The organism is Paraglaciecola sp. G1-13, assembly GCF_055809255.1.
The window spans coordinates 4,292,001-4,314,391 of sequence record NZ_CM147903.1; the positions used below are offsets into that span (position 1 = coordinate 4,292,001).

General features: G+C 44.3%; 22 protein-coding genes. 12 read left to right on the plus strand and 10 right to left on the minus strand.

The genetic code is table 11. The annotated features are described in order from the left end of the window. Positions 1-161 precede the first annotated feature (161 nt). On the plus strand, positions 162-1,013 hold the full coding sequence (gene rpoH, locus AC0L6N_RS18125; RefSeq protein ID WP_041714636.1) for an RNA polymerase sigma factor RpoH: 852 nt from the start codon (positions 162-164) through the stop codon (positions 1,011-1,013). Positions 1,014-1,096: 83 nt separating this feature from the next. Here the strand turns inward: rpoH and AC0L6N_RS18130 are convergent, their stop codons facing one another. The 3 genes from AC0L6N_RS18130 to pip form a co-directional block, all read right to left on the minus strand. Then, positions 1,097-2,023, minus strand: coding sequence for a bifunctional GNAT family N-acetyltransferase/hotdog fold thioesterase (locus tag AC0L6N_RS18130; RefSeq protein ID WP_473476581.1), 927 nt, complete (start codon positions 2,021-2,023; stop codon positions 1,097-1,099). Between the two features lie 95 nt (positions 2,024-2,118). Further along, the gene (gene dtd, locus AC0L6N_RS18135) at positions 2,119-2,556 is read right to left on the minus strand and encodes a D-aminoacyl-tRNA deacylase (protein WP_473476583.1); all 438 of its coding nucleotides are present in this window, start codon (positions 2,554-2,556) and stop codon (positions 2,119-2,121) included. Further along, positions 2,553-3,521 carry a prolyl aminopeptidase gene (gene pip, locus AC0L6N_RS18140; protein WP_473476585.1) on the minus strand — a complete coding sequence of 323 codons (969 nt, stop codon included), beginning with the start codon at positions 3,519-3,521 and terminating at the stop codon, positions 2,553-2,555. The genes dtd and pip overlap by 4 nt, the downstream gene beginning before the upstream one ends. Before the next feature lie 94 nt (positions 3,522-3,615). Between pip and AC0L6N_RS18145 the strand changes: the two genes are divergently transcribed. Then, on the plus strand, positions 3,616-3,843 hold the full coding sequence (locus tag AC0L6N_RS18145; RefSeq protein ID WP_006992940.1) for a hypothetical protein: 228 nt from the start codon (positions 3,616-3,618) through the stop codon (positions 3,841-3,843). Positions 3,844-3,863: 20 nt separating this feature from the next. Then, positions 3,864-4,502 carry a DUF2959 family protein gene (locus AC0L6N_RS18150; protein ID WP_033185494.1) on the plus strand — a complete coding sequence of 213 codons (639 nt, stop codon included), beginning with the start codon at positions 3,864-3,866 and terminating at the stop codon, positions 4,500-4,502. Positions 4,503-4,515: 13 nt separating this feature from the next. On the opposite strand, the gene AC0L6N_RS18155 is transcribed toward AC0L6N_RS18150, so the two are convergent. Together AC0L6N_RS18155 and metF are read right to left on the minus strand one after the other, a co-directional pair. Beyond that, positions 4,516-5,418, minus strand: a complete 903-nt coding sequence (locus AC0L6N_RS18155; protein WP_011576658.1) for a virulence factor BrkB family protein — start codon at positions 5,416-5,418, stop codon at positions 4,516-4,518. Between the two features lie 36 nt (positions 5,419-5,454). After that, positions 5,455-6,339 (minus strand): methylenetetrahydrofolate reductase, encoded by an 885-nt coding sequence (gene metF / locus AC0L6N_RS18160; protein WP_011576659.1) that lies wholly within the window; start codon positions 6,337-6,339, stop codon positions 5,455-5,457. 146 nt (positions 6,340-6,485) lie between these two features. Between metF and metJ the strand changes: the two genes are divergently transcribed. Beyond that, positions 6,486-6,809: a met regulon transcriptional regulator MetJ gene (metJ, locus tag AC0L6N_RS18165; protein ID WP_006992936.1), complete on the plus strand. Its 324-nt coding sequence runs from the start codon at positions 6,486-6,488 to the stop codon at positions 6,807-6,809. Positions 6,810-6,913: 104 nt separating this feature from the next. Here metJ and AC0L6N_RS18170 read toward each other — a convergent pair whose 3' ends face one another. Both AC0L6N_RS18170 and AC0L6N_RS18175 read right to left on the minus strand, forming a co-directional pair. After that, entirely contained in the window at positions 6,914-7,579 is a 666-nt protein-coding gene (locus AC0L6N_RS18170) for a glutathione S-transferase family protein (RefSeq protein WP_473476589.1), read from the minus strand. A gap of 155 nt (positions 7,580-7,734) precedes the next feature. Then, the gene (locus tag AC0L6N_RS18175; protein WP_011576661.1) at positions 7,735-8,061 is read right to left on the minus strand and encodes a c-type cytochrome; all 327 of its coding nucleotides are present in this window, start codon (positions 8,059-8,061) and stop codon (positions 7,735-7,737) included. Between the two features lie 66 nt (positions 8,062-8,127). Here AC0L6N_RS18175 and AC0L6N_RS18180 point away from each other — a divergent pair, with 66 nt between their 5' ends. From AC0L6N_RS18180 to AC0L6N_RS18195, 4 genes are all read left to right on the plus strand, one after another. Beyond that, on the plus strand, positions 8,128-9,570 hold the full coding sequence (locus AC0L6N_RS18180) for a protein adenylyltransferase SelO (RefSeq protein ID WP_473476592.1): 1,443 nt from the start codon (positions 8,128-8,130) through the stop codon (positions 9,568-9,570). A gap of 167 nt (positions 9,571-9,737) precedes the next feature. Then, positions 9,738-12,605 (plus strand): EAL domain-containing protein, encoded by a 2,868-nt coding sequence (locus tag AC0L6N_RS18185; RefSeq protein ID WP_473476594.1) that lies wholly within the window; start codon positions 9,738-9,740, stop codon positions 12,603-12,605. Between the two features lie 88 nt (positions 12,606-12,693). After that, a complete protein-coding gene (ribA, locus tag AC0L6N_RS18190) occupies positions 12,694-13,308 on the plus strand; it encodes a GTP cyclohydrolase II (protein WP_011576664.1) in 615 nt (204 codons plus the stop codon). A gap of 172 nt (positions 13,309-13,480) precedes the next feature. Beyond that, entirely contained in the window at positions 13,481-14,809 is a 1,329-nt protein-coding gene (locus AC0L6N_RS18195; RefSeq protein ID WP_473476596.1) for a DUF3300 domain-containing protein, read from the plus strand. Positions 14,810-14,911: 102 nt separating this feature from the next. On the opposite strand, the gene AC0L6N_RS18200 is transcribed toward AC0L6N_RS18195, so the two are convergent. After that, positions 14,912-15,232, minus strand: coding sequence for a DUF3718 domain-containing protein (locus tag AC0L6N_RS18200; RefSeq protein WP_006992928.1), 321 nt, complete (start codon positions 15,230-15,232; stop codon positions 14,912-14,914). 517 nt (positions 15,233-15,749) lie between these two features. On the opposite strand from AC0L6N_RS18200, the gene AC0L6N_RS18205 reads away from it, so the two are divergent. Further along, the gene (locus tag AC0L6N_RS18205) at positions 15,750-16,802 is read left to right on the plus strand and encodes an agmatine deiminase family protein (protein ID WP_473476598.1); all 1,053 of its coding nucleotides are present in this window, start codon (positions 15,750-15,752) and stop codon (positions 16,800-16,802) included. Beyond that, complete coding sequence (locus AC0L6N_RS18210) at positions 16,799-17,707, plus strand: carbon-nitrogen hydrolase (RefSeq protein ID WP_473476600.1); 909 nt, start codon at positions 16,799-16,801, stop codon at positions 17,705-17,707. Before AC0L6N_RS18205 ends, AC0L6N_RS18210 begins: the two co-directional genes overlap by 4 nt. Positions 17,708-17,832: 125 nt before the next feature. Here AC0L6N_RS18210 and AC0L6N_RS18215 read toward each other — a convergent pair whose 3' ends face one another. Further along, entirely contained in the window at positions 17,833-18,849 is a 1,017-nt protein-coding gene (locus AC0L6N_RS18215) for a serine/threonine dehydratase (RefSeq protein WP_473476602.1), read from the minus strand. Between the two features lie 121 nt (positions 18,850-18,970). On the opposite strand from AC0L6N_RS18215, the gene AC0L6N_RS18220 reads away from it, so the two are divergent. Beyond that, positions 18,971-19,345, plus strand: a complete 375-nt coding sequence (locus AC0L6N_RS18220; protein ID WP_473476605.1) for a PH domain-containing protein — start codon at positions 18,971-18,973, stop codon at positions 19,343-19,345. Positions 19,346-19,435: 90 nt separating this feature from the next. Here AC0L6N_RS18220 and AC0L6N_RS18225 read toward each other — a convergent pair whose 3' ends face one another. Further along, positions 19,436-21,643 (minus strand): S9 family peptidase, encoded by a 2,208-nt coding sequence (locus tag AC0L6N_RS18225; protein WP_473476607.1) that lies wholly within the window; start codon positions 21,641-21,643, stop codon positions 19,436-19,438. A gap of 63 nt (positions 21,644-21,706) precedes the next feature. Here AC0L6N_RS18225 and AC0L6N_RS18230 point away from each other — a divergent pair, with 63 nt between their 5' ends. Further along, on the plus strand, positions 21,707-22,354 hold the full coding sequence (locus tag AC0L6N_RS18230; RefSeq protein WP_473476610.1) for an NAD(P)H-binding protein: 648 nt from the start codon (positions 21,707-21,709) through the stop codon (positions 22,352-22,354). Positions 22,355-22,391 lie beyond the last annotated feature (37 nt).

Below are 22,391 nucleotides of genomic sequence, written 5' to 3' on the forward strand. Positions count from 1 at the left end.
CTAGAGCTTATATTTGTATAATATCTTACTGATAGATCAGCCGCTACATGAAATTTTTTCGCGTTTGAGTGGTCTATTACAGCAAATGTAAAACTCAATGCGGTTCTTGGTTGGCAAAGTCATTGCATGGTTCCAAGGACACAATGTTACACGAGGTGATTATGACAACAGATATGCGTGCACTAACATTAACCGTTCCACAGACCGGTAGCATCGAAACTTACGTGCAAGCTGTTAGCAGCATTAATATGCTCACAGCCGAAGAAGAACGTGGTCTAGCAGAACGTTTACAACAGGAAGACGACTTATTAGCGGCAAGAAAGCTAATCATGTCACACCTGCGTTTCGTTGTGCATATTGCAAAATCTTATTCTGGTTACGGACTTCCTCAAGCCGATTTGATTCAAGAAGGCAACATCGGTTTAATGAAAGCGGTTAGACGCTTTGACCCTACTGTAGGGGTCAGATTGGTGTCGTTCGCTGTACATTGGATTAAAGCTGAAATTCACGAATTTGTGTTGCGTAACTGGCGCATAGTGAAAGTTGCCACCACAAAGGCACAACGTAAGCTTTTCTTTAATCTACGTAAAAATAAAAAGCGTTTAGGTTGGTTTACTCATGCAGAAGTGCAGAAGGTGGCAAGTGACCTGGGAGTAAGTGAAAAAGAAGTATTACAAATGGAAGCTCGTATGAGCAGCCATGACCAAGCTTTTGATTTATCTGCAGATGATGATGAAAGCGGAAGCTTCGCGCCGGTACAGTTTTTAGAAGACAAAAGCGCAGATGTTGAAACTGACGTTGTTAACGCAGATTGGGACGCAACGGCTTCACAGAAGCTATATTCAGCGATTAAAACCCTTGATGAGCGTAGCCAGCATATCATTCAGACGCGCTGGTTAAGTGACGACAAAACAACGCTACAAGATTTAGCAGATAAATACCAAGTATCTGCCGAGCGTGTTCGTCAAATCGAAAAGAACGCTATGAAAAAATTACAGAGCGCTATGGCATAACTTAGTAATTCAGACACAAAAAAGCGCGTTATAAACGCGCTTTTTTATTGCCTTAAAAACAATCACTGCTTACTTATTGCAAACTACGCGCTTTCGGCGTCTTGTTCTTCAGTCTCAGGGGGTAAAATCCAATAAACTCCCTTAAACTCGGCAACGGCAGTGTCCCCATCAAGAATATCGACTTGTAATTTAATTTGGCATTTCTTGTCTTTCGCTAATGGCTCGAACTTGCCGCTCAGACTTTCGATGTGACATAAGGCTCTTGGCTGCATAGTGATGGGTTTGTGATAGTGAATATTACCATCTCCTAACACTATCTCCCCTGCAAGATTCTTCTCCTTTAATTGCAAAAAAATCATGCCCCAACCTGTCAAAGTGGCTAAGGAAAAAATACTGCCGGCGAACATAGTCCCGTGCAAATTGATATTTTTATTTAGCGAAGCTCGATTCTCTAATGTTTTACCAGAATACTGGTACAGCTTGATCCCCATCTGCTCGCTAATGGGGATAGTATCGTGCCATGTATCCTGTAACTTTTTACACCATTTTGGGTGCAACAAAATCGTGTTGTGGGCCAACAGACGCTTGACCATTTGTTGGCGTTTTAACTTCCCTAACTCAGTCGAGGCTTCTTTTTCTACTTCAAACCCACAACTCTCGAAAAACGGAGTAGAAAGCTCTCGGCTATTAGTGACGATGCGCACTGCGCCTTCTTGCCGCGCTACCGCTTCAAGTGAAGACATGATCATTTTGGCTAAGCCACGCCCCTGTGCATCATTAGCGACAGCTATATGGCGGACCTGAGCTTCCTCAGCGCTGTTCATATGTATCCGGCCAATGGCGATCACTTCACCTTTATTATTACGGATCATGCGATGTTCACTGACTTGCTCGTATTCGTCTTTTTCAGAGCCTTGAGGATAATTCCAAGGCTTTCGCAGCATTAACCAGCGAAATTCAAAATATGCTGCAAACTCCGCATCTGTTTCTGGGGTTTCAATCTTATACATTATTATGCATTTATCCTTATGGAGATATCGATAACCTGAGGCCAAATTATATCAGCCAGTCCACCATTAGATATTATTCACTGCTTGGTAGCAAATCAGACGTTTAAGGAGAACGTCACGGGGCCATCATTTATTAATCTAACTTGCATATCTGCACCGAATTTACCTGACTCACAGAGTATTTCACTGCTTCTCCCTAGTTCAACAAAGTAATTATACAAAGTTTCGCCCAATTCTGGCGATGCACCTTGAGAAAACCCAGGCCGATTTCCTTTGTTTGTCTGCGCCACCAAAGTGAACTGAGAGACCACGAGTAATCCGCCGCCGACTTGCTGAAGATTCAGGTTCATTTTACTGTCTGGATCGCTAAAAATGCGGTAATTCAACACGCGCTGAAACAGTTTTTTGGCCTTTTCCTCGTTGTCATCTTTTTCCACTCCAAGCAGCAGCAAAATCCCTTGATTAATCTCTCCAATGACCTCATTGCCAACACAGACACTGGCTTCGCTGACTCGTTGAATCAAACCAATCATTCCTGCTCCTTAATAAAATCAGCCATAGCGGTCGAAGCCAAACAAAGAGCGGCAGTAATTTTGGGTTCATTGGCGCTGTGGCCAGACTCGGGCACTATGGTAAGCTGACTTGCAGACCAAGCTTCGTTAAGTAAATAGGCACCTTGTATTTTGCACACACAGTCATAGCGACCATGAATGAGAGTTGCCGGTATATGACTGATTTTGTGTATATTTTTTAATATGTAATTTGGCTCAATAAAACAAAGATGCTTTATGTAATGGCACTCTAAAATAGCCAAACTAATGCCCCTGTGTACATCCGGGACCAACTCATCTTCATGTAATTTACAGTGCAATTTACTGATCCTGGCTTCCCACAAACACCATGCTTTAATGGCTGCCATTTTGTGCACTTCATCGCTGCCAGTAAACAGTTCATAGTACGCGTCAACTAACGACGTCGTAAGGGACTTATCTGCCACAGGGAGGATGAAATCTTGATAGTAGTCTGGGAACAGCTGCGCAGCTCCGCCTTTTTTATCCAGGTACCAATCGAAATCTTCTTCTCGCGCCAGGAAACTGCCTCTTAAGATCAGCCCTTTCACCGTTTCAGGATGCTCAATGGCAGCAAGTAGTGCCAATGTTGCCCCCCAAGAACCACCAAATAAGATCCACTGCTGGACACCCAGGTGCTTTCTGATCTGGGTAATATCACTTAGTAAATCTTGGGTAGTATTGTTCTTTATGCTACCGAATGGAGTGGATTGCCCGCTTCCCCTTTGGTCAAAGCCAATAATCCAGTACTTATCGGGATCGAAGAAGCGACGATAATTAGCAAACAGTCCTGCCCCTGGCCCCCCGTGTAGAAACAGCACAGGTATTCCTTTTGGGTTACCACTTTGTTCCAGATATAACGAATGATCGTCGCTAACCGCTAGCATTTCGCTGAAAAACGGTTTAATTGCAGGATAGAGTTCACTCATATAGGCAGCCACTTTGACATTATTTCTTCCAACCGATTACAGTAGTTTGTTAAAGTGTATCAACAATAATGAATTAATAACTTAGGGGCAACAAATGGCAGGACAAGGTTCAGGTGGAAATGTAATTGCAGCAATATGTAACTTGTTTTTTCCAGGATTGGGGCAATTAGTTCAAGGACGGATACTAGCAGCAATCATATTTTTTGTTCTGGTATGGACTAATTACGCCCTAGCAGCCACAGGTATTCTGTTTTTTATGGCAGTGTTCGGCTTCATCTTCCAAGTATGGTCGATTATTGATGCCGCTAAATACCGTGGTTAATTAACACTAAAGAGGTTTTGATGAAGAAAATAATACCAACAGTCTTTTTATTCACCCTGCTAACAGGTTGCCAAAGCGCCTATTATGCAGCATGGGAAAAAGTCGGCGTTGAAAAGCGCGATATCATGGTTGACCGCGTTGAAGATGCAAAAGAATCGCAGGAAGACGCCCAACAACAATTTAGCGATGCACTAGAACAATTTACCCATTTAATGAATTACGACGGTGGTGAACTGCAAGACGTATACGAGGAGTTAAAAGACCAGTACGAAGAAAGTAACCAAGCGGCAGCAGAAGTGACTAAGCGCATTAATAAAGTAGAAAGCGTAGCTGATGCGTTATTTGACGAGTGGGAAACTGAATTAGATAAGTATACTAATGACGGTTTACGCCGTGAAAGTGCGAGCAAGCTTAAAGATACCCAGCGCCGCTATGCCAGCCTGGTTAAAAGCATGCGCAAAGCAGAGGCAAAAATGGATCCTGTTTTATCTGCACTACAAGACAACGTGCTGTATCTAAAACATAACTTGAATGCGACTGCAATCGGCGCCTTACAAAGTGAGTTTAACGGCGTTAAAAATGACATCAATCAGCTTATTGCTGAAATGAATAACGCCATCAAAGAATCAAATGCGTTTATCTCCAGTATGCGAGATTAATTAGCATTAAATCCTACGCAGGCGATTGGGGGTCATCCTCATCGACCTGCGTAAAATTCTCTTTAGATTCTTCGTGAAAAAACACTTCAATCACATGGGTTAGTTCCGCCCCAAGCAACACCACTATCCACGACAAGTACACCCAAACGAATAAAATAGGAATAACGGCCATAGCGCCGTAAATCATTTGATAAGACGGGAAATGCGTTATGTAAAACGAGAATCCTTTCTTCGATAACTCAAACAGTAGCGCCCCCATGAACGCACCAACGAGGGCATGGCGAGGATTAATCCGCTTATTAGGGACAATCATATACAGAATAAAGAAAGCGCAGACGGACGCGATAAAAGGCACAATTTTGAGCATGGCGGTGGTTGCGCCCATGGTGTAGGCCTCAGCCGAATTGGCAAAAGCAACCAAATAAGAACTCATGATGACGCTTAGGCCAATTAACAAGGGGCCTAGCGTGAGGATCATCCAATAAATCGCAAACGTAAAAATGATCGGGCGCTCGCTTTTTGCCTGCCAGATGCGGTTCAAGGTTTTGTCTATATTCGAAATGAGCAACAAGGCCACTACCACCAAAGATAAAATCCCGATCGCACCCATTTTTGATGCGTTACCCACGAACTCGGCGACGTAGCCTTGAATTTGGTCTCCAGAAGTCGGAATAAAATTACCGAAGATCAGGGCTTCGATATCACCTCGCACCTCAGAAAAAGCAGGAAAGGCCGACAATATGGTGAAGAACACCATGATAAATGGCACTAGAGATAATAAGGATACATAGGCTAAATGCCCTGCTGACACCGTGATCCCATCTCGTTGGCAATGGTTTACAAACATACGAACAAAAATATTCGCTTTAGGTAACCAGCTCCTTAATACATCCGACCAAATAACCTTGGACTCCATACTTTTCCTTTACTCCAGGCTGAGAATTCAATCCTCTTAGTCTGCTCTAACGCCCAACATATGGCAAATAGCATAACTCAATTCACAGCGATTCAGAGTATAGAAATGAAAATCACGAATGCCTTCTTTTGCTAAGACTTTGACCATGTCCATGGCAATGCTAGCGCCCATTAAGTTACGAGTAGTTTGGTCGTCCTTATCTAGGCCGTCATACATTTTGTGCAGCCAGTTCGGTACGTGTACGTTGGTAAAGCCTGCAAAACGCTGCAGGGTTTGATAGTTCGTCACAGGCAAAATACCCGGTACGATATCCATCTCAATACCCGCTGCTGCTGCCCTATCCCTGAAACGTAAAAACACTTCAGCATCGAAAAAGAACTGGCTAATTGCTTGGTTCGCGCCTGCATCGGCCTTGCGTTTTAGGTTTAATAAGTCAAATTGACTGTTCGGCGCTTCAGGGTGTTTCTCTGGGTATGCTGCAACGGCGATGTCAAAATCAGCCACATCACGCAGTAATGCCACTAAATCAGACGCGTAAGATACATGCTCGGTATAGCCTTCGGGTAAATCACCACGCAAAGCTACAATTTTCCGAATACCACTGGCCCAATAATCTTTGGCGATTTGCTTTAATTCGTCACGGCTAGCATCTACGCATGTTAGGTGCGGCGCAGCGGCAATCCCTGTTTCGCTCTGAATACGTTTTACGATTTCGTGGGTACGATCACGCTCACCGCTATTCGCACCGTAAGTCACAGACATATATTTGGGCTTTAACGGCGCTAAGCGCTCCACCGATTTCCATAGTGTCTTTTCCATCGTTTCAGTTTTAGGTGGAAAAAATTCAAATGATACATTGATCCCTTTCACTTCTGACAGTGACTGGTTGAGGGCATCGATACCTTGTGCATAAGAGACCATGAAAAGCTCCGTGATTATCTGGACGTTTAGACGTCTAAACTAAACTTTGTACGTAAAGCCGTCAAGATGTTTAGCAGTCTATCGTTGACCTTTATTCGTTTATGGTTAGAATTTCCCCTTATAAGAAAGAAAAAAGCGAGTAAACGATGGCTAAAACGACAAAATGGAATGGGAAATACATTCATCCCTACGCCGAGCATGGGAAAAAGAGCGAGCAAGTGAAAAAAGTCACCGTCTCTATTCCTTTAAAAGTGCTCAAGGTGTTAACAGATGAACGTACACGTCGCCAGGTGAATAACCTGCGTCATGCAACGAACTCAGAGTTGTTGTGTGAAGCATTTTTACATGCCTTCACTGGGCAGCCATTGCCGAATGACAATGACTTACAAAAAGACAATGACAATCGTATCCCTAGCGATGCATTGCGCATCATGCAAGAAATGGGCATCGATATCGATTCAGAAGAATAGCCCCAGTCTGTTGGGCTACTCAACTAGGTCTAATCAATTAGACCTCTCCATCAAAACACCCTAAATGGCCCGCCTAAGCCGCCCTTGTTAAAGAAAGTCAGCATTTAAGCGTAGTCGTACTGGCCCCCGCGGGACAAACCTTGTTGATAAGCCGGGCGCGCATGAATACGTTTTACGAAGGCAGCAATATTAGGGTATTCTCCCGGCACATTGCGTGAGGCCATCGCTTCTAGCGGAAAACTCATCTGTATATCTGCCCCAGATAACGCATCACCAGCGAACCACTCATTATCCGCTAAATATTGTTCAACAAACTTAAGGTTAGCGACCAAATTCAACCCGTAGTACCCGTCCATGACTTTATCGGCAATTTTATTGGCGATGATTTTGACAAAAAACGGTTTAGCGTTTTGTCTGACTTTATCAAATACCAACTTGGCAACCATGGGAGGCATCAGGGTTCCTTCGGCGAAATGTAGCCAATAGGTATATTGACGGTACGCTTCTGTACCTGGCTCAGGTATTAAGGCCTTATCAGGGTATTTACGCGCTAAATAGTCGATAATCGCCCCCGACTCTGCCACAGTCACTTCATCATCTGTGATAACGGGTGACTTACCTAACTGGTGCACCTTCTTTAATGACTCAGGCGCCAAATTCGTTTGGCTATCTCTTTGATAACGCTGAATGTCATATTCCACACCCAACTCTTCTAACATCCATAAAATGCGTTGAGAGCGAGAGTTATTAAGATGATGAAGTGTGAGCATGAGGTACCTTATTTTAATATATTTGATTGAGAGTAACTTACGCGCAAAGTCGCAAACTGGCTCATCAAAAATATTAATATATCTCTATTAATGCAAAAAGGCTGAAGTTATCTTCAGCCTTTAAGGTATTTACGCATTGATGTGCAGGGTAGCGGTTATTTTCCTGACGGATCTAAACTCGCGTAATATGCGGCTAAATTTTCTATGTCAGCATCACTCAGACCTGCAACCATAGGTGCCATCACCATATTTTTACGCTCACCTGCGCGAAACGCCTTTAACTGGATTGCCAAGTATTGTTCTTTCTGGCCAGCCAAGTTTGGATACATGGGAATTTGCGAAATTCCATTCGCGCCGTGACATGCCATGCAGGTCGCTGATTTAGATTTACCCGCCGCAATGTCGCCAGCGAAAACGTTAGTTGATAACATGGCGATTGTTGAAATACTCGCCACAACACATGCTTTTGAGATTAGATTCATAATTGGTCCTTAAGATAACGTCGGTTTACGTAAACCATTCTACGAGTAATAAAATAGAGGCAGACAATGAATTTAGATCATTCATATGCAACGCATTTAGGTGATTTAGGCGCCTTAACTAAGCCTTTGCGTGTGGCAAACCCTCAACTTGTTGAGGTTAACCACACCTTACGCGACGCACTGCAACTACCAGCATCATGGTTTACGCAATCTAGCATAATGTCGATGCTTTTTGGCAATACAAGTTCACTTACGACACATTCTTTTGCACAAAAGTACGGTGGTCATCAGTTTGGTGGATGGAATCCAGACTTAGGTGATGGACGTGGTGTATTGCTTGGAGAAGCGAAAGACAAATTCGGAAAATCATGGGATTTGCATCTTAAAGGCGCTGGTCCTACGCCCTATTCACGCTTCGCGGACGGGCGAGCTGTATTGCGCTCAACGCTGCGCGAATACCTCGCAAGTGAAGCATTGCACCATATGGGTATTCCTACCTCAAGGGCACTTTGCTTAATTACCAGTGACGAACCCGTGTACCGAGAAAAACAAGAAAAAGCCGCTATGATGATCCGAGTCAGCCAGAGTCATATTCGCTTCGGCCATTTTGAATACTTTTACCACAACGGTGAACTGGACAAACTCAAGCGGTTATTTGACTACTGCTTTGAACATCATTTTTCTGCATGTTTGCACAGTGAATCCCCCCATTTAGCCATGCTAGAAAAAATAGTCACGGATAGCGCCACCCTAATTGCAAAATGGCAAGCATACGGTTTTAACCATGGCGTAATGAATACTGACAATATGTCGATTCACGGAATTACCTTCGATTTTGGCCCTTATGCTTTTTTAGATGATTTTAATCCTAAATTTGTCTGTAACCATTCTGATCATCGAGGGCGATATGCATTTGAGCAACAGCCTAGCGTGGGTTTGTGGAACCTAAATGCCCTTGCGCACGCATTCACCCCCTACTTGAGTGTCGAACAAATCAAGGGGGCACTAAGTCAATATGAACCAAGCTTAATGGCTGAATTTTCACAACTTATGCGCCAAAAGCTTGGGCTGTACGAAAATACCCAAAACACCGCCGAACTAGTGAATCGTTGGCTCGACCTAATTTATCAAGACAAGCGTGATTACCACATTAGCTTTCGATTATTGTGCGAAGTTGATGAACATAGTGAAAATCAGCCACTTGTTGATCACTTCATGCAACGCGACACGGCTAAAACTTGGTTAGAACATTATCAACACGCACTGATTACTCAAGGTGTGAAGAGGCAAGAACGCCAAGCAAACATGCGCAATATTAACCCCGAATATGTACTGCGGAACTACCAAGCACAACTGGCAATTGATGCGGCACAAAACGGAGATTTTTCACGTTTTAGAAAGTTATTACATGTGCTGCAACACCCATTTGATAGCAAACCAGAGTATGCCGAATTTGCTAAACCACCCCCTAACTGGGGTAAACACATGGAAATATCATGCAGCAGTTAATCCTTATGTATAAGAATAAACTCTTTGTTGAAAGGGAATATCCGATGTTAGGCTACGCTTCATATTACAACTCGAGGTTGCACACCGTGCCTGCAGCCAACTTTGCTCTGGTTTCTTAAACTGTGAAAATGCGCCGCTCATCTTACTTTACTTCCTCGCTGTGCCTTATGTTGCTGCTTATCATGCAACTTGGGCTGGTGCTTAAGGCGCAAACCACGCAAACCACGCAAACCAGCGTTAATATTAATGACTCAACGCCTTCCGTTAATTTAATCACCTCTAGCCATTGGCTTGTAGCCGATAATAAAGTGCAGCTGTCTGACGTGCAGGAACTGAAAACGTGGCGTGATACCTTCTCTCCGCAACCTCTGAATGATAATCAAAGCCTATGGGGTAGAGTTACCCTGAGCACTGATAGTAATCATCGACCTTTTTTTATTAGTATTGATAATCCACGTATCGACGCGTTGGATATCTACGTGTTAGATGAAAGAGACAGGATCATTAACTCATATCGCCTAGGTACAACACGACCTCATGATAACCGCCCTTTTGAGCATAGGTTATTCGTGGTTCCGGTAGATATTCCTTATGCTCAGCCGCGAAACATCTATATTAAGATCCGCGATGAAGGCCCGCTGGTGTTCGCTTTTGATGTAAAATCAGAGACAGCACTGATTCAAAAAGAACAACGAAACAGCACGATTTTCTCCTTGTTCAGCGGCGCATTGACCATGATGGTGCTGTACTTTTTGATCACCTATACGTTATTGCGCAGCCCGGTGCGCTTTTGGTTTTCGGTAGCCAGTACGGCTTATTTACTGCTGTTTTTAAATAGCCAAGGTGTGGTGAGTCATGTCACTGGTTTCAATCAATACATAGACAACCTAAGCACTATTCTGTGTGCCCTGTTGCTGTTTTCATTAGCGAAAATAACCTTCACTATATTTCGCCCACTGCCTACCTACTACCGCTATTTCCTATATGCCATGGGTTGGTTAAGTGCTGCATCGGCGTTTGTACTTAATAGCTACCAACAGATTTTATTGGTGTCTGGCGCTTCTATATCATCCATTGTGGTTATCGCCGTGTTAGCGATATTTTATCGTTACAAAGGACACACCATCAGTAATCGCGTGTTTGCTTTGGGTTTAACGCTTATTAGCCTGACGACGGTGGCACACATTGGACTTTATCTGAACTGGTTGGCTTTTCCCGAACAACTGTCACTCACGCTTAGCACGTTAATCGTTATCGGTATTGTATTGATTGCCGTTGCCATCGCCGCCCATGAAAAAGTCATCGCATTTAGGCATTACAACGAGCAACAAACTTCGATTCGCGCCTTACAACAGTTCGTCGATATGTTTGAAGAAGCCCCAGAAGGGCGCTTTATCTCCAGCCTCGATGGTCAATTGTTACGCGCTAATCTAGCCATGGCGAAGATATTTGGCTATGAAGACGTAGCGCAAATGAAAGCCCACTTGCCCACAATGTCTGCCTTGTATGCAGAGCCAAATGAACGAGAGCTGCTGCTAGGTGAACTCCATAAAAACCAATCCACGTTAAGTAAAGAATTACGCGGTAGAACACGGCAAAATCAGGATCTTTGGCTATCTGTGTCAGCTCAATTAAGCAAAAATGGCGACACTGATGAAAAACTAATTTGTGGCTCAGTAGTAGACATTAGCGCGCGAAAGTCTGACCACCAAAGCATTGAGTACATGGCCAGCCACGATACGTTAACCGGCTTTTATCAGCGCCAAGCGTTCGAGAAAAGCCTACATGAAGCGATACTCTTCGCTAAACAGCAGCAAGAAGAATTGACCTTATTGCACGTAAACATTGATCAATTTAAAGCGATCAACGATACACATGGCCATAAAGCCGGCGATGCGGTACTTAGGCAGCTTTCGCAGTTAATGAAAAAGATTGTCAGCGATGATGGCATGATAGGTCGCTTAGGCGGAGATGAATTTGGTATTTTACTGGTTGGCAATAATGCCCAGAACAGTTTTATGCTCGCCAATAAACTATTGAATGCCGTACAAGTACATGAGTTTACATGGGAAGAACGCCCTTTGACCCTTGGGGTCAGCATTGGCCAAGTACCATGGAATGACACAATATCAAGCTCAGAGCAGCTGCTCAGTATGGCCGATTCGGCCTGTTATATGGCGAAAAAGCACGGCCGGAACCGACTTCACACTTACTCCTCAACAGACAAGCAAATTGCCAAATACGAATCTCAATTGAGTTGGCTACCCCGTATACAACACGCACTGAGCCACAACGGTTTTGAACTTCATTGCCAACCGTATATGCCAATGACCTCTATTGCTAAGGGGCACCACTACGAAATATTGTTGCGCTTAGTGGATGAACACGACCAGCGCATACTGCCCAGTGAATTCTTACCCGCAGCTGAGCGTTATAACCTCAGTGCCAAAATTGACCGTTGGGTTATCGACACTTATTTTGCTTGGTTAGCACAAAACCCGCAGCACAAAGCAGATCTAATGCGTTGTAATATCAACTTAAGTGGCCATTCCCTGGGTGAACAGGATCTTAAACTGTTTATTTTGAGCGCGTTTGAGAAATACCAAGTACCTCACAATAAGATTTGTTTCGAGATAACGGAAAGCATGGCTATCTTAAAACTCGACGAAACTATTGAGTTTATTGATACATTCAAAGCCCTTGGCTGTACATTCGCTCTAGATGACTTTGGCAGCGGCTTTTCATCATACAATTACCTAAAAAATCTCCCTGTGGACCAAGTCAAAATTGACGGCGAATTCGTCAAAAATATTCTTATTGATCCCGTGGATATGGCAATGGTTAATTCCATCAAAGACATCGCCAGCGCGATGAAAATACAAACCGTAGCGGAATATGTAGAATCAAAAGAGATCATGGTGGAATTAGGTAAAATTGGCGTTGATTTTGTTCAAGGATTTGGCGTGAACAAACCCATCTCGCTAAGCACGATGACAGACCAGAACAGTGTCTTTAATTCAGAAGCGGGGCTGTAGAGGCACTTGTATTTAAATATTCCGCACCCATATTTTCATCCAGTGTGACAGCCCATTAAATAACTTTTACAAGTCAGCAAGCAAAATTATGAAACAACATCAGAAGTACGAATTCGTGAGCTCAGCCTCCCTTCCCACGCGCTGGGGCCAGTTCACCATACACGGGTTCGTTGAAACCGCTACCGAACAAGAACATGTCGCCTTAACTTTCGGACAATGGCAATCTGGTGATGTGGTACCCATGAGAATTCATTCTGAATGCTTAACCGGAGACGCATTATTCAGTACCCGTTGTGACTGCGGCGCACAGTTAGAAAAGGCGCTACAAAATATTGTAGAGCAAGGCAAAGGTGTGCTGCTTTATTTACGTCAAGAAGGGCGTGGCATTGGCTTGTTAAACAAAATTCGAGCGTATAATTTGCAAGACCAAGGCTTAGATACGGTTGAAGCAAACGAGCATTTAGGCTTTGACGCTGACTTGCGAGAATACGATATGTGCAAGTTAATGCTTGATACCCTCAATGTGCAACGGGTGAATTTGATGACCAATAATCCTAAAAAGCGTAAAGCGCTAGAAGCGATGGGCATTGAAGTGGTCAGCCGCACGCCAATTGACCACGGCATTACAGATGACAACCGCCATTATATTCGCACTAAAACGGAAAAATTGGGCCATGTGTTTGACCCGCACCTACTCAAGTAATCATTATTGTTAGGCCGTTTACGCGGCCTTAACTTTTCCGGCACTGGCACCCGCAAGATATAATTCACTCACTTAAGCCTCGATTCAGTTTAGATTAAGCCTTAATCGCCCACACTACAGTCACCGTATACCCTTTACCTATCGTGTAAAGGTAAAACAACTGAGGTGTCCTATGGGCAGAAACACTAAGTACATCATCATTTATGTAGCTGCCATAAGCCTGTTGATTAGCGTCGCGCTGCAATTGGCCCATGCAGAAACCCAAGCTGAACCACCTGTCGAGCTACATCAAGCAAAATTAGACCAAATGTTGGCTCCTATCGCCTTGTACCCAGATTCTTTGTTATCCCATATCTTGATTGGAGCAACGTATCCCCTCGAAGTAGTGCAAGCCGCTCGCTGGCGTGAAGAGCACGCTAACCTGTCAGAACAACAAGCACTGGATCTTGCCGAACAACAGGATTGGGATCCTAGCGTCATTGCCCTGACTCCCTTTACTGAATTGCTTGAACGTATGAGCAAAGACCTGAACTGGCTGCAGGATTTAGGCGATGCATTTTTAGCGAATGAAGCGCAAGTGCTAGAGAGCGTGCAAACACTGCGAAGCCGGGCGTATGCCAAAGGGAATTTGCAAGACAACCAATACCAAAATGTTGAACGTGAGCAAGATAAAATAGTGATCCACAGTGTTGAACATGAAACCGTTTACGTGCCTTACTATGACACTCGCGTGGTATATGGTGATTGGTGGTGGACCGTCCACCAGCCCATTTTTTGGCGCTCGCCTCGTCATTACACCTATCACTCAGGATTTCATTGGAGTCCGCGATTTCATATCAGCGCTGGGTTCTTCTTCGGTGGTTTTCACTGGCGTAATAATTACGTGGTGATCAATAACGACTATCGTTACCGCCGTTCGAATCACAGATATACCTATAGTAAAGTGCGCAACTACCCAAGATGGCAACATAATAATCACCACAGACGCACAGTAAAATACCATCGTGGGTATAACGGTACCCATAAGCGTGCCGTTACCAGCCGTAACGTTGAAATACAGAAAAGTCGTATACATAGGGATAAGGTCGTCTCGCGCTTGAAGCGCCAACAAAGCGCCCGCAATCATGGGCAGTATAAGCGAGAGCAGAATGCTCATCGCAAACAGAACACGCATTTTAAGCAAAGCAAACAAAGTAACGGCAAGACGGTTTCAAAACGTTTATCTCAAGTAAACGGACAGTCTTACAAAAGTGAACAAGGTAGACAAAAGGTAGAGCAGATAAGAACAAAGCCTCAGCGTGCGATAAAAAGTCAGCGCATTCAGCGTCAAAGTGCCGACAGAAACAACAGTAAAAACCGATACGTTTCTAAGCCAGCGAAAGCCGTCAAAAGGGCATCACAAAACAAGCAGTACAGAACACCATCTAGGGTGACGAAACAGTCAATTAGACAGACTAAGACACATTCAGGGAAGTTTAATGCAAGTAGGGTAGAACCTTAGAGGAAATATAGTACAGCGTGTAGCTCTTTAGGAGAAAAAGAAGCTAAAATAGCCTGCTGGGCAGGCTATTTGCCTATGCTGAATGAGGTATCGAGCGACCTCTTACGCATTGTTTTTGGTCTTTAGGTAAGCACTAACTTGTGATGCTTCACGCTGTTCTGAGAATTGAATCAAATCAACACCGTTACACTTCATGCCTTCAGCCGATACAAGCTTGCGAAGAACATCGTTAGAGCTTGCCGCAACTTGACCCACTTTGCTACGTAGGCTGCGCTTAAGCATACCAAGATCATCATTTACTACTGCTTTACAGAAGCTTGAGTATTCGCTGTCACCTGCGAAACGCACTTTACTACTAGATTCCATACCAGCGCTTGCATTAAAGGCTGTCAACGCGACGAGAGATATAAGTACTTTTTTCATTGTGTGCTCCAAATATTGGTTAGCTATTTAAGTGTTCAGCAGGTTCTGCCTGCCACTGAAATATCCATGAATTTGATGATCATGTCTGTGGTTTTATTGTACGAAAGTAGTAAAAAGCATGTAAAACAGGGGGTTACACAAAAATAACATTTGTAAATTGTTGAATTTAAACAATATTTTTTATTTATATATACTCATAATTGAAATGAATATTCCTATTTATTCCAAAAACATCTGTTTAAAACTGAAAGTCATGTCAGCTAAAAAACAGAAACAGCGCAAAATTTAACCATTTTTTAGATTTTCAGCCTTAATGGCACGTTAAAACGTTGTTAAATTACAAAATATGTAGGTTTTATTACAGAATTTTATCGGGTAATTTTTATGTGGATTGAGACAAGCGCATTACATGGATATCAAATTTAGCGCTAAACAGGCAAAATTCACAAGACCCGCCTGATGGTTATCATTATACTCCGCGAATATTGAGCAACTTTAATGTGTGACGGTAAATTTTATGCGATTACTCCCTGAATGGGCGCCTCAAGAAGCCATTATTCTCGCGTGGCCTGACCAAAAAACAGATTGGCAACCTTGGCTTGTAGACGTTCGCCAAGTCTATTTGACGATTATGGCTAACCTTAACCAAGCTGGTACTGGTGTCATACTGCTTATTCGCGACCAAGAAATCCCTGCCTTTAAAACCTTGAGCCAAGATTTTAAACAGCCCATTGATCGCGTGCTATTAGTACACGCCGATTATAACGACACTTGGGTACGAGATTATGGCTTTTTAACCTGCCATAGTTCAGGTGGCATGCAGCCTATCGAGTTTAACTTTAACGGCTGGGGCAATAAATTCGACGCGAACAAAGACAATCAGATAAACCAGCAAGTGTTAGCAGGCTTATGCCGTTTACCGTTGCAGAGTTTCGATATTGTCGCTGAAGGCGGTGCGCTAGAAATAGACGATGCAGGTGTGTTGCTCTCTACTGAGTTTTGTTTATCGAACCCTGAGCGTAATGGTGACATGACGATGTCTCAATATCGCGGGGCATTCAAAGTCGCCTTAGGCGCGAAGAGTGTGCATATATTCCAACAAGGGCATTTAGAAGGTGATGACACAGACGGCCACATTGACACCCTAGTTCGGTTTACCCCTCACGATGGCCTAGTCGTGCAGTCAGCATTTAATGTACCCGATGACACTCACTATGCCGGCTTAGCAGCCCTGGTCGACGAGTGCAAAGCTGCTATGCCCGAACATCAAATCTTCGAACTCCCCTTGCCCCAAGTGTTTAACCAGCAAGGCGAACGCTTGCCTGCTTCTTATGCCAACTACTTGATAAATAATAAACAGATCTTATGTCCTGTATATCAGCAGCCACAAGACCAACTTGCCATGGATATAATGGCAAAGGCTTATCCTGAATATACAATCGTGCCAATAAATTGCTTACCCTTGGTTCAGCAATTCGGCAGCTTGCATTGTATTAGTATGCAAGTTCCGGTGAGTACATTAACGTTCGACATTAGCAAGAAACTAGCAACAGGAGTCAGTCAGTTATGAGCCGCACCCCACAAACCGCCAAAACCCTAAAGGTAGGAGTCGTTCAACAAGCGGTTGCCAATAATGACAAGCAACTCAGCTGGCAGCGTAGCGCTGAACAAGTCACAAAACTCGCCGAACAAGGTTGCGAATTAGTTATGCTACAAGAATTGCACAGCACCTTGTACTTCTGCCAGCAGGAAAACACAGACTTTTTTGATTTAGCGGAACCCATTCCAGGTCCCGCAACGGACTACTTTTCCGAGCTAGCCGCCAAGTTAGATATTGTGTTAATTACGTCTTTGTTTGAAAAACGTGGCTCAGGTTTATACCACAACACCGCAGTGGTGTTCGATCGCCAATTAGGCATGGTCGGCAAATATCGCAAGATGCACATTCCTGATGACCCTGGTTTTTACGAAAAGTTTTACTTCACCCCTGGCGACATGGGCTTTGAGCCAATCCAAACCAGTGTGGGTAAATTGGGCGTACTAGTATGTTGGGATCAATGGTATCCAGAAGCAGCTCGTTTGATGGCCATGCGCGGCGCAGATATGTTGTTCTATCCCACTGCAATTGGTTGGGATCCAGCTGACACAGTAGACGAGCAACAAAGACAATTCGGTGCCTGGCAAACCATTCAGCGCTCTCACGCAGTGGCGAATTCAGTGCCTGTGGTAGTGGCAAACCGCACAGGCTTTGAAGCATCGCCAGTAGAAGGTGACAATGGCATTCAGTTTTGGGGGCAAAGTTTTATTGCAGGCCCACAAGGAGAGATCCTCGCCCAAGCCGATGCTGACAGCGAACAAAACTTGATGGTTGAATTAGATTTAGCCCGCACGGAACAAGTGAAGCGCATTTGGCCATACTTCCGCGATCGTCGTATCGACGCCTACGAAGATATGACTAAGCGCTGGCGCGACTAAAGACCCTAGCACTCACTAGATAACAGCTAATGAGCATAGTGCATAAAATAAAGCCCCACTGACTAGGTCATTAGGGCTTTTTTAATGGGCAAGTTCAAAAAGAATGTAGACGGAACCAAGAAGAGCTACATTACTGAGGCCAGCGGCACACTGGGTAAACTTGGTTGATTGATTAAATGGTCTTGTTGCCAAATCTGCTGCATTTTTTGTGCATCGATATTTCCCCCAGACAAAATCACCACCACTTTTTGCGGTGCGCTTTGCTTGGCCAAATAGTTGACCACACCATGCATACTCATGGCGCTTGTGGGCTCAACATGCAACTTTAATAAATGCTGTAGCCACTGCGTCCAGTAGGCGATTTGCGTTTCATCCACCTCGTAAAAACCGTCTAGCTGTTGTATTAGTGGATAGGTATATTCGCCTACCGCTGGCGTTGCGGCGCCATCCGCGAGTGTTTTAGCCGGTGTTATTAAGCGCTGAATACTGCCCAAGCGCAAAGATTGCGCTGCATCGTTACCCGCCAGTGGTTCACTCGCGATGACTTTAGTCTGGGGGCTTAACGCGCGTGCGGCTAGCATGCTACCTGAGGCTAAACCACCTCCGCCACAAGGCATGAATATGCCATTCACGTCAGCGGTTTGCTCTAGAATTTCAGCCGTTACTGTACCCTGCCCCGCAATGACATCCGGATGGTTAAAAGGCGGGATCCACAACGTGCCGGGCTCATTTGCTGCTTGTGCTACTGCATTGTCCGCTTCATCTCGTAAGGGGAATAAGCGCAACTCAGCCCCGTAAGCGCGAGTGGCAGCGGCTTTAATTTTTGAGATGTTTTGTGCGCTAAATATAGTCGCAGGAATATCAAACAAAGATGCAGCATAAGCCACCGCTTGGGCGTGATTGCCCGAACTGCTGGCTACCACTCGTTTAATGGGAACACCTTTCTCTTTCGCATGCAGCAGGGTATTCAATGCGCCGCGCAACTTAAATGCACCAGTGCGCTGTAAGCATTCAGTTTTGAACAAAATCTCGTGCCCCAGCCAACGATTGAGTAATGCAGATGTCATCAGTTCACTCGTACGCACATAACGCGAAATACGTAATCTAGCCGCACTGATATCAGCAAAGTTCACACTAGGCATGTAATAACAACTCCTTGATAAATAAAGCCGATAAACACTTTAGCATGAGCAAACACCCGTTATTAGTTCTCTTTTTACACAAAATCGGTTTTACTAAGCAAAATCTAAAAAGGAGAACAACATGGGATTACTTGACGCCATCATGGGCAACGCATCTGAAATCGATGTCAGTGATGTGAGCGAAGAACTAGCACCGATTATCGGTGCCACAGAAGAGGTTCAGCAAGTGTTTAAAGTGGTACGCGATATGTACGTATTCACCAATAAGCGCTTGTTGCTGATTGACAAACAAGGCTTGACCGGCCGCAAGGTGGATTATCATTCCATTCCTTATCGAGCCATCACCCAATTTAAAATTGAAACCGCCGGGCATTTTGATTTAGACGCCGAGCTGAAAATTTGGGTGTCGGGGCAAGACCAGCCAATTGAAAAAGAACTTAAGAAAGACACAGTGGTTGGCATTCAGCAAACCCTAGCGACACACATGTTTGCTTAACGGACGCCTCATTTGAGCAAGTACGAAAAAGGCGACTGAACAGTCGCCTTTTTCGTTTCAATATTCATTTACACTTGAATATTAATGCTATTACTTCATATCGAAATGACGATTAAAGAAGTTAGTAATAGTGTGAAACAAATGAATACCTGTTTGCTTGCCACGTATACTGTGTTTCTTGCCTGGGTAATCCATGCTTTCAAACGGGATAGCCAAATCTTGTAAATGTTTATATAGCTTGGTGCTGTTAGTAAACAATACGTTATCGTCTGCCATGCCATGGTAAATCATCAAATCACCGGTCAGATTCTTTGCATAAGGGAAGACAGAAGAAGCGATGTAAGCATCTTCATCTTCTTTTGGGTTACCCATGTAACGCTCGGTGTAATGGGTATCGTATAACCCCCAGTCTGTGACGGGCGCACCAGCAACACCGGCTTTAAAGTATTCACCGGCTTTAAACATGCTCATCAGTGACATATAACCGCCGTAACTGTGGCCATAAATACCAATACGTTCTGGGTCGACATAAGGCAATTTACGCAAGAATTTTACCCCCGCTATTTGGTCATCTACTTCTGTGCTGCCCATTTTCTTATAGAGGGGATCTTCAAAGCCTTTACCCCGGTAGTTCGAGCCGCGATTGTCCACTGAAAACACCACATAGCCTTTATTTGCCCAATACTGCATTAGCAAGCCACGATTGCCGCCCCAGCTATTTGTCACCACTTGTGCATGAGGGCCACCGTATACGTAAACAATAACAGGGTGTTTACCTTGAATTTTTTTCGGTGTGTACAAACGATAATAAAGCTCTGTGCCATCTTCAGTAACAAAGCTATCGAGCGTTGGCTCAACCCAATCCCTTTGCAATGCCGCTAATGGGTGACCTGCTTTAATCGCATTTTCACTTAACCAAGCCATGTGCGTACCATCGGCCTGATGCAAGCTGACCTGCCACGGCGTATTAGCTGTCGAGAATTTATCCACATAAACAGAAGCATCGTCGCTGAAGCTAGGCGCGTGGGCACCACTGCGATGGCTTATTTTTTTGATATCGCCACCAGCAATAGCGACTGAGTAAATGTGTTGCTCAAGAGGCGTGTCAGCGCGGCCAGTAAAATACACTAGGCCTTGCTTTTCATTAATGGCTTCAATTTCATCCACCACCCAATCGCCTTTCGTCAACTGACGTACCAAGGTGCCGTCGGTTTTATATAGGTAAAGGTGTTTGTATCCGCTTTTCTCTGATGCCCAAATAAAATGCTTATGGTCATTTAAAAAGTGCAGGTCGTCATTTAAATTAACCCAAGTGTTGCTCGACTCTGCCAGCAATACGCTTTGCTTGGCTGTTTTGCTGTCAAACGCGCGTAGCTCAAGTGCTTGTTGGTTACGGCTTTGCCATTGGTAGGTTAACGTTTGGCTGTCTTTCATCCAATTTACCCGAGCAAGGTAAATGTCTTGTTCTTCACCTAAGTCAACCCATTGGGTGTCGCCGCTAGCAAGGTCTTTTACCGCAAGCTTTACCGTAACATTCGGCGTACCCGCACTTGGGTAACGCTGATTGATCATTTTGATAGAGTCCGCGTAAATTTCGCTACGAGTAATTTCGTCAACCGGCGACTCATCCACTTGAGTAAAAGCGATTTTGCTTTCATCTGGTGACCACCAGTAGCCAGTCATGCGGCCCATTTCTTCTTGAGCGACAAACTCCGCCATGGCATTTTTGATTGGACCTTTGCCATCAAACGTTAGCTGGGTTTCTACTTGAGTCTTGATGTCTTTGATGAACAGATTTTGCTCACGTACATAAGAGATAAAGTTCGCTTTGGGTGAAAAACGAATATCGGTTTCAAATGCGTCTGTGTCCAAAATCTTTTGCGCTTTGTCATCCCCTAAACGGAAATAGTAGGCATCTCCCGCTAACGGAAACAATAAAGCCTTGCCATCGTCTGACCAAAAGTAATTCACTATGCCTGAGCCACTAAGGCGCATACGCTCACGGCGAGCTTTTTCCTCATCAGATAAGGTTTCAGGGCCGCTATGTAAGTCGTCTGAGTTGAACAACATTTGGGTTTTCCCCGTCGCTATGTTGTATTCCCACAGGTCGTAACGCTCGTAATCTGTGGTTTTCCCCTGTAAAAAGGTCACACGCTTGCCGTCTGGGGAGACTTTAACGCTATTCGGTGAGCTGCCTTCTAAGGCGGGAGAGTCAAAAATGCGTTCTATCGTTAGATTTTCAGTTGCCATTGCCGGTACCACCAGTGAACATAACAAGATCCAAATGAGATTTTTCATTATTATCAGTATCCTTTAACCATAAGCTGCGTATTGTAATGACTTGATCCGCATAGGTAAAACATGAAGAACAGAAATACGGCACTCGTTTTAGGCGCAACAGGTTTAGTAGGTAAAGCTTTAGTGACACAACTACTCGTAGACTCGCGTTATGGCAAAGTAACGTGTCTGGTACGAAAGCCGCTGAAACACAGTGACTATCCCGACCCAAGGGGCATATTAGAGCCCATCGTTATCAACTTCGATGCACTGCAAGACTACCAAGGGTATTTTAACGCTGACCATATTTACGTGTGCTTAGGAACCACTATTAAGCAAGCGAAAAGCAAAGCCGCCTTTCGTAAAGTCGATTTTGAGTACGTGCACATTGCAGCGCAGCTTGCCCGGGCACAAAAAGCACAAAGCTTTGTGTGGATATCTTCGGTGGGAGCCAACGCCAAAAGTAAGAGCTTTTATTTACGCGTGAAAGGTGAATTAGAAAACGCCATATTGAACCTGTCAGGTTTACAGCAACCCAGTGCAGTGCGCCCATCACTATTGCTTGGGGAACGCTCAGAAACACGCTTCGCCGAGCGCATAGGAATTGTATTTGCCAAGCTTATTTCCCCATTGTTGTTTGGTCGTTGGGCGAAATATAAGCCTGTGAGCGCAAGGCAAGTGGCCGCGCATATGATAACCCTGCAAGACTTCTTCCCTAATGGGAGGGCTTAATGAGCGCTAAAACACGCTTTGAAAACAGCGCTAAAAA

What these genes read in the sequence shown, in the direction of transcription:
- AC0L6N_RS18150 (WP_033185494.1), top strand. Translation starts at nt 3,864, where the DNA reads ATGAAGAAAATAATACCAACAGTCTTTTTATTCACCCTGCTAACAGGT.
- AC0L6N_RS18130 (WP_473476581.1), bottom strand. Translation starts at nt 2,023, where the DNA reads ATGTATAAGATTGAAACCCCAGAAACAGATGCGGAGTTTGCAGCATAT.
- AC0L6N_RS18145 (WP_006992940.1), top strand. Translation starts at nt 3,616, where the DNA reads ATGGCAGGACAAGGTTCAGGTGGAAATGTAATTGCAGCAATATGTAAC.
- AC0L6N_RS18175 (WP_011576661.1), bottom strand. Translation starts at nt 8,061, where the DNA reads ATGAATCTAATCTCAAAAGCATGTGTTGTGGCGAGTATTTCAACAATC.
- AC0L6N_RS18155 (WP_011576658.1), bottom strand. Translation starts at nt 5,418, where the DNA reads ATGGAGTCCAAGGTTATTTGGTCGGATGTATTAAGGAGCTGGTTACCT.
- AC0L6N_RS18185 (WP_473476594.1), top strand. Translation starts at nt 9,738, where the DNA reads ATGTTGCTGCTTATCATGCAACTTGGGCTGGTGCTTAAGGCGCAAACC.
- metJ (WP_006992936.1), top strand. Translation starts at nt 6,486, where the DNA reads ATGGCTAAAACGACAAAATGGAATGGGAAATACATTCATCCCTACGCC.
- AC0L6N_RS18195 (WP_473476596.1), top strand. Translation starts at nt 13,481, where the DNA reads ATGGGCAGAAACACTAAGTACATCATCATTTATGTAGCTGCCATAAGC.
- AC0L6N_RS18200 (WP_006992928.1), bottom strand. Translation starts at nt 15,232, where the DNA reads ATGAAAAAAGTACTTATATCTCTCGTCGCGTTGACAGCCTTTAATGCA.
- AC0L6N_RS18225 (WP_473476607.1), bottom strand. Translation starts at nt 21,643, where the DNA reads ATGAAAAATCTCATTTGGATCTTGTTATGTTCACTGGTGGTACCGGCA.
- AC0L6N_RS18180 (WP_473476592.1), top strand. Translation starts at nt 8,128, where the DNA reads ATGAATTTAGATCATTCATATGCAACGCATTTAGGTGATTTAGGCGCC.
- AC0L6N_RS18230 (WP_473476610.1), top strand. Translation starts at nt 21,707, where the DNA reads ATGAAGAACAGAAATACGGCACTCGTTTTAGGCGCAACAGGTTTAGTA.
- rpoH (WP_041714636.1), top strand. Translation starts at nt 162, where the DNA reads ATGACAACAGATATGCGTGCACTAACATTAACCGTTCCACAGACCGGT.
- AC0L6N_RS18170 (WP_473476589.1), bottom strand. Translation starts at nt 7,579, where the DNA reads ATGCTCACACTTCATCATCTTAATAACTCTCGCTCTCAACGCATTTTA.
- metF (WP_011576659.1), bottom strand. Translation starts at nt 6,339, where the DNA reads ATGGTCTCTTATGCACAAGGTATCGATGCCCTCAACCAGTCACTGTCA.
- AC0L6N_RS18205 (WP_473476598.1), top strand. Translation starts at nt 15,750, where the DNA reads ATGCGATTACTCCCTGAATGGGCGCCTCAAGAAGCCATTATTCTCGCG.
- ribA (WP_011576664.1), top strand. Translation starts at nt 12,694, where the DNA reads ATGAAACAACATCAGAAGTACGAATTCGTGAGCTCAGCCTCCCTTCCC.
- dtd (WP_473476583.1), bottom strand. Translation starts at nt 2,556, where the DNA reads ATGATTGGTTTGATTCAACGAGTCAGCGAAGCCAGTGTCTGTGTTGGC.
- AC0L6N_RS18220 (WP_473476605.1), top strand. Translation starts at nt 18,971, where the DNA reads ATGGGATTACTTGACGCCATCATGGGCAACGCATCTGAAATCGATGTC.
- pip (WP_473476585.1), bottom strand. Translation starts at nt 3,521, where the DNA reads ATGAGTGAACTCTATCCTGCAATTAAACCGTTTTTCAGCGAAATGCTA.
- AC0L6N_RS18210 (WP_473476600.1), top strand. Translation starts at nt 16,799, where the DNA reads ATGAGCCGCACCCCACAAACCGCCAAAACCCTAAAGGTAGGAGTCGTT.
- AC0L6N_RS18215 (WP_473476602.1), bottom strand. Translation starts at nt 18,849, where the DNA reads ATGCCTAGTGTGAACTTTGCTGATATCAGTGCGGCTAGATTACGTATT.